The 952-nt window shown below is 58.4% G+C and carries 1 rRNA gene; it reads left to right on the top strand.

The window, feature by feature from the left end:
• Positions 1-11: 11 nt before the first annotated feature.
• Positions 12-952: ribosomal RNA gene (locus EXE44_RS17155) — 16S ribosomal RNA — on the top strand; the annotation flags it as partial.

Genomic DNA, 952 nt, shown 5'->3' with positions numbered 1-952 from the left:
GAAGGACATACATTCCGGTTGATCCTGCCGGAGGCCATTGCTATTGGGATCCGATTTAGCCATGCTAGTCGCACGAGTTCAGACTCGTGGCGAATAGCTCAGTAACACGTGGCCAAACTACCCTTCGGAACACAATACCCTCGGGAAACTGAGGCTAATAGTGTATACCATACCACCACTGGAATGAGTGGTATGCCAAACGCTCCGGCGCCGAAGGATGTGGCTGCGGCCGATTAGGTAGACGGTGGGGTAACGGCCCACCGTGCCAATAATCGGTACGGGTCATGAGAGTGAGAACCCGGAGACGGAATCTGAGACAAGATTCCGGGCCCTACGGGGCGCAGCAGGCGCGAAACCTTTACACTGCACGACAGTGCGATAGGGGGATCCCAAGTGCACAGGCATAGCGCCTGTGCTTTTCGGCACCCTAAGGCGGTGCCAGAATAAGGGCTGGGCAAGACCGGTGCCAGCCGCCGCGGTAATACCGGCAGCCCAAGTGATGGCCGATCTTATTGGGCCTAAAGCGTCCGTAGCTGGCCGCGCAAGTCCATCGGGAAATCCACCTGCTCAACAGGTGGGCGCCCGGTAGAAACTGCGTGGCTTGGGACCGGAAGGCGCGACGGGTACGTCCGGGGTAGGAGTGAAATCCCGTAATCCTGGACGGACCGCCGATGGCGAAAGCACGTCGCGAGAACGGATCCGACAGTGAGGGACGAAAGCCAGGGTCTCGAACCGGATTAGATACCCGGGTAGTCCTGGCCGTAAACAATGTCTGCTAGGTGTGGCTCCCACTACGAGTGGGTGCTGTGCCGTAGGGAAGCCGCTAAGCAGACCGCCTGGGAAGTACGTCCGCAAGGATGAAACTTAAAGGAATTGGCGGGGGAGCACTACAACCGGAGGAGCCTGCGGTTTAATTGGACTCAACGCCGGACATCTCACCAGCATCGACTGT

It is taken from the genome of Halorubrum sp. SS7 (assembly GCF_005435055.1).
In the GTDB taxonomy this organism is placed as follows: domain Archaea; phylum Halobacteriota; class Halobacteria; order Halobacteriales; family Haloferacaceae; genus Halorubrum; species Halorubrum salinarum.
Note: the sequence above shows the minus strand (reverse complement) of the source record. Positions and strands in the feature narration are given on the sequence as shown.